The organism is Chryseobacterium culicis (genome assembly GCF_900108365.1).
Lineage (GTDB): Bacteria > Bacteroidota > Bacteroidia > Flavobacteriales > Weeksellaceae > Chryseobacterium > Chryseobacterium culicis.
In genome coordinates, this window is record NZ_FNWQ01000016.1 from 1 (window position 1) to 3,821 (window position 3,821).

Sequence of the window (3,821 nt, forward strand, 5' to 3'; positions counted from 1 at the left end):
ATGATATCTTTATAAAACTGGGTTTGCCCGAAAGTACCACCGCCATCTCCATATTTTACACCCAGATAATTAGTAGCACCTTGAGGTTTATATGATGAACCAAGAAACCCAAAGGTTTGTCCTTTAGTATCTGTAATATGCCCTGAATCATCCATCCATCTACCGTCTACATCAAAGCTTGATACGGGATTATTGGCTACATAAGCAAACGGACTGGTAGAAAGGTAGCTTTCTGCCAGCTGGTCTATCCCGTTCCATCTTCCCAAGTCTGGCATATACTGTCTCCATCCGTAATCAAACAAACCTGTTTCCTGAAGTTCCTTACAGTTATATTTTAAAATTAGAGTATTGAAAACCAATACTCTAATTTATTAGTAAAGACTTTTAGAATATTACCAAAATTATCATGATATTTCTAAAATAATATAATAATGTTTTGCTAATTTTTTTGACTAACGACAAATGAGGAATCTCCAATTATTTTAAAGTTTAACTCATCTTTTAGGCTGCCATCAATATTATAAGTATTATGTTGACCAAATTTTAGTAAGCTTTTAGCAATTTTTTTTGGGTCTACATTTTTAGTGTATCTATATGCCCCTTTATATGCATATTTTCCGTTATCATAGGTAAGTATTTGTGTTCCGTAAAAATATTTACCCTTAGAACTATCTATTACTGTATAATGATTATCAAAATCATAGAAATATATAGTATCAATAAATTGATCTTGTTTAAAATTTAATTTCATCATCAATTTTCCATCCTTTGAATAATCATAAATAGTTGTAATATCTCCTTTAGTTTTGTAAATATATTTCAACTTATTTTCGGGACCAAAAACTTTCTTAGTTTGTTCTTTTTCAGTACAGCTTAAAAGTGCCATTAAGCATATTATTCCTAATTTTTTCATTTTCTTAACATTTGATGTAGTAAACTGTCAGCTGCATAGCTAACTTTTTTGTTATAATAATTATGATCACTATTAATTCTATTAATTAAAGAATCATGCTGCTTTCCTGACATATTATTTTTATTAACAATTATAGTTTTAATACCAAAACCAACAATATTATTGTCATTGCCTTTATATGAAATTATACCAACAGATTGTACTCCATAATAGCTTAAAGTATCTGATTCTACGGTACGATCAAATCCCTCTGGCGAATAAAATCCATTTCCTCGTGGGAGTGAGCTAAGCGACATCATATCAATAGCTGTCTGATAATGGTCTGGTCTTAAATTTACTATTTTAACAGCTCTCATTGTGCCATTTAATATATATTCAAACATATTATTGGCTTCAATATTATCTCCTGGTCTCAGCTTATTGAGAGTTTCTTTATCTGGATCATTATTTCCTCCCGAAAAACTATAGAATGTTTCATTTGTACTATGTATATAACGGTCTAGAAAATTTGCGGTATCCTCCGAAAAATCTTCTATAGCAGTATAAGGTGTTGTTGTTTCAACGATTCCTATTTCTATTTTGTTTTTAACCTTACCTAATAATCTTTTGACAAAATTGCCTATTGTCTTAAAAATATTAGGCTTAGGTCCTTGGGCAATTCTATTATTTCCATTATCTGTAACGCCAGCACCCTCATTAGTATGCATCCCGTCATACGTACTGAAAGACATCAGAGGATTATACTGCGATCCGTGAAACCCAAAGGTTTGTCCTGTAGTATCTGTAATATGCCCCGAATCATCCATCCATCTTCCGTCCACATCAAATCTTGATACAGGATTATTGGCTACATAAGCAAATGGACTGGTAGATAGATAGCTTTCTGCAAGCTGATCTATCCCGTTCCATCTTCCCAAATCCGGCATATAGTCTCTCCATCAGTAGCTGTACATGCCTGTTTCCTGAAGCTCTTTGCCGTTATATTTTAATATCAGAGCATTGAATTTCAATGCTCTAATGTTATAAGATGTTTGGGTATTCTATCGTTCTTCTTCTATCCTTATTTTACCAGTAAATAATAATTGCAAATACAATTTTAAATTAAATTTATAATTATAAATTCTCTTCAACTTTATAGATGAATCCATTTCTTTTAAATTATCGTAGAAGAGACCACTTATTTTAAAGACAGTGTATCCTTTCTTGAGAAGATAAACAACTTCATATTCTCCTCTCATACTAGTTTCCGATGTTTTGATTTTGTTATCAAAATCATTTAAACTTAAAATGCGTCCGAAAGGCTGGAGAAAAGAATAATATTTTAACTGATTTTTTTGACCATCTATTATTATATATTTAAAGTCTTTGATTACAATAATAATAAATAATTCAAATAAAAGACAAAGAATCAAAACTAAAATATTAGAAAATGATATTCCCTCTTTAATTATATAAACAATAGTTTTTACAATGAACATATAAAATCCAATAGCTAAAAAAAATAGCATTAAAGCTAACCATAAATACCAATTACGGTGTATTTTACTTTTAATCATAAGTTTATTTTAATAAAGTCCGTCATACATATCAACAGTAACGCTTTGCCCCCATTTGCTTTGATCAATTACATCAGAAAGAGTTGTAAAGCCATTTCCACTCAGGTAGTTAACCCCACCTGTTCCAATATCTACTACGAACCAAGCTCCAGCAACAATAGACCCTACTCCTGACATTGAAGCTCCCAACATTGCTCCATTAATTATATGAGAAGGCTTAACTTGTCCTGACATTGCAATATCAGCAACTAGTAAAGCACCACCTACAGCTGTCAGCTTTGTCCCTAAACTTCTTGCTCCTTGAAAGCCTTTAACTTGTTGTCCTCTCCAGAATTTAGCTCCAGGATTTTTCCATTTGTTTTGCCAAGCAAAAGAAACGCCTCTTGTCTTTGTCTGGTGCCATAAGTCATTATATTGAAAAACACCAGTTCTTGGTACATTTGCTGTAGCTGCAGCACCTACAGCAGTATTTACCCACCATGTAGTGTTAGATGTTGTTTTACCAAAATCAATATTGTCAACATACCCTTTTAGCTTCAACATACCCAAAGTACCTATTCCTGTAACAGTAGGATCCGGATCTTCATAATCTGTCCACCATCTTAGTGTTCCCCCGATATTAGACATTCCTCCGGTTCCTCCATTATAAAATGCAGTCATCAAATCCGCATACGCTTGTGTTCTCCCAAACGGGGTATAGCTTCCGTTTCCACCGCCATCTCCATATTTTACACCCAGATAATTAGTAGCACCTTGAGGTTTATATGATGAACCAAGAAACCCAAAGGTTTGTCCTGTAGTATCTATAATATGCCCTGAATCATCCATCCATCTACCGTCTACATCAAAGCTTGATACGGGATTATTGGCTACATAAGCAAACGGACTGGTAGAAAGGTAGCTTTCTGCCAGCTGGTCTATCCCGTTCCATCTTCCCAGGTCTGGCATATACTGTCTCCATCCGTAATCAAACAATCCTGTTTCCTGAAGCTCTTTGCCATTATATTTATAACTATAGAAGCTTCCAAAACCTGAATTGCTGAACGAATTTGAAATATGGTTCAGCCCAAAAGGATAATAGTTGTTGGTATCTATAATTTCAGGAACGCCTTCGCTGTTTTTTGCAAAACTTACCCTGGTATTTCCAAGGTGATTTTACAAATGTTTTTAAAATTAGAGTATTGATTTTCAATACTCTAATTTATTATTACATTCTTGAAACATTCACACCTTAATAATGTCTCATTGAAAAGTGTAGGGGGGAAATGGATCACTTTATACCAGCACTTTTAATTATTTATTGGGAGTCCAATTTTTATCTAAAGCTTTTTTTGTATAGTTTACTATTAATT

General features: G+C 33.1%; 5 protein-coding genes. All 5 read right to left on the bottom strand.

What is annotated here, in order from left to right:
* On the bottom strand, nucleotides 1-359 hold a 359-nt coding region (locus tag BLW74_RS22280; protein ID WP_228425023.1), incomplete at its 3' end, for an RHS repeat-associated core domain-containing protein.
* A gap of 80 nt (nucleotides 360-439) precedes the next feature.
* On the bottom strand, nucleotides 440-913 hold the full coding sequence (locus BLW74_RS22150) for a hypothetical protein (RefSeq protein WP_089697116.1): 474 nt from the start codon (nucleotides 911-913) through the stop codon (nucleotides 440-442).
* The gene (locus BLW74_RS22155; protein ID WP_089697119.1) at nucleotides 910-1,839 is read right to left on the bottom strand and encodes an RHS repeat-associated core domain-containing protein; all 930 of its coding nucleotides are present in this window, start codon (nucleotides 1,837-1,839) and stop codon (nucleotides 910-912) included. The genes BLW74_RS22150 and BLW74_RS22155 overlap by 4 nt, the downstream gene beginning before the upstream one ends.
* Before the next feature lie 114 nt (nucleotides 1,840-1,953).
* Entirely contained in the window at nucleotides 1,954-2,469 is a 516-nt protein-coding gene (locus BLW74_RS22160) for a hypothetical protein (RefSeq protein WP_089697123.1), read from the bottom strand.
* Nucleotides 2,470-2,478: 9 nt separating this feature from the next.
* Nucleotides 2,479-3,567, bottom strand: a complete 1,089-nt coding sequence (locus BLW74_RS22165) for an RHS repeat-associated core domain-containing protein (protein ID WP_089697125.1) — start codon at nucleotides 3,565-3,567, stop codon at nucleotides 2,479-2,481.
* Between the last annotated feature and the right edge of the window lie 254 nt (nucleotides 3,568-3,821).

Excerpts from the sequence above, each read along its gene's own strand:
- BLW74_RS22160 (WP_089697123.1), bottom strand. The coding sequence starts at position 2,469 with ATGATTAAAAGTAAAATACACCGTAATTGGTATTTATGGTTAGCTTTA.
- BLW74_RS22150 (WP_089697116.1), bottom strand. The coding sequence starts at position 913 with ATGAAAAAATTAGGAATAATATGCTTAATGGCACTTTTAAGCTGTACT.
- BLW74_RS22155 (WP_089697119.1), bottom strand. The coding sequence starts at position 1,839 with ATGCCGGATTTGGGAAGATGGAACGGGATAGATCAGCTTGCAGAAAGC.